Origin of the sequence: Elstera litoralis (assembly GCF_000963705.1) — a bacterium.
Taxonomy (GTDB): domain Bacteria; phylum Pseudomonadota; class Alphaproteobacteria; order Elsterales; family Elsteraceae; genus Elstera; species Elstera litoralis.
On the sequence record NZ_LAJY01000721.1, the window covers coordinates 1 to 1,155 of the forward strand.

Annotated in this window: 2 protein-coding genes; one reads left to right on the forward strand and one right to left on the reverse strand. The window is 56.5% G+C overall.

Translation table 11 applies throughout. The features are described 5' to 3' along the window. A partial coding sequence (locus VZ95_RS26150) for a hypothetical protein (protein ID WP_198148415.1) occupies positions 1-392 on the forward strand: 392 nt, incomplete at its 5' end. A gap of 12 nt (positions 393-404) precedes the next feature. Here the strand turns inward: VZ95_RS26150 and VZ95_RS19305 are convergent. Continuing rightward, positions 405-1,094 (reverse strand): MFS transporter, encoded by a 690-nt coding sequence (locus VZ95_RS19305; protein ID WP_045777311.1) that lies wholly within the window; start codon positions 1,092-1,094, stop codon positions 405-407. Between the last annotated feature and the right edge of the window lie 61 nt (positions 1,095-1,155).

Here is a 1,155-nt window from a genome sequence, read left to right on the forward strand (position 1 = left end):
GGCATTTATTTTCTGTTGCCGTATCGCTAAATCCCGGAGGTCTATATATTATAGAAGCAGGTCACAACGACAACAACATGAATACAACTAAATCAGAATGGGAAATTATTACCGACAACTCTCACATAGGCGTATCTTGGCGCGATATTCGCCGTTACAAATATGACCGTATCCTTACCGAAGCCACTTTGCGTGGTTTTATCCGCGAAATAAAAATAAACAATGTAGATACATTCATAAGAAGAGCCTGGCGGAATCACAATATAACAGAATGCATCGCAAAAATCAAAAAACTTTCATTGATTACTCAACATCATGATTTCAATTTTGACGATGATATTTCTCCTGGATCTTGGCGAAATATAATAATATTGCGCCGAAATCCAGAGTGACACGTCACATTATTATCTTTGCCCCCGTCGCCTATCCCACAGCGCAATACCGCCCGCGATCACCATTAGCGCCGCGCTCACCGCCGTCACCACCGAATAACCCCAGCTATCGAGCACTTGGCCCATGCTGGCGGTGCCGATCATCAGGCCGAGATAGGTCACGGTCGTATTGAGCGACAGCACAACGCCGCGCTGCGCCCCGCCGCGGACCGACAGTAGGCCGACGAAGCAATTCAGCACCAAATGCTGCGTAAAGCCGAAGACGATCATCACCAGGATCAAGGCGGGAAACACCGATACCGCCAACGGCAGCAGCAGGAAAATCCCGATCAACGCGCCGCACGCCATCGGCAGCACCCGGCGCGCGCCGATGCGGTCAATCATGCCGCTGGTCAGCGCCGTCACCGTGAAGCCGACCCCATAGGCGAGCACCGGCACCGCGCCCAAGGCCGCGCCACTGTGCATCGCCGCGCGCACCGCCGTGCCGAGATAGGCGTAAGTGCCGTAAAACGCCGTCATATTGAGAAACCCGACGGCGAGCATCGGCAGCACCCCGGCGAGGCGGACCGCCACCCCAAGCCGATGCACAAAGCTCGTCGTTCCGCCCCGCTCCGTGCGCGGATCGGGCAGCGCGAAGGCGACTGGCATCGCCAGCAATACCGGCACCGCGAGCCCGGCGAACACGCCGCGCCAGCCGATCATCTGCGAGCAGCCCCGCCAGCGGCACACCGAGAATCAGCGCCACCGACCAGCCGAGCAGCAC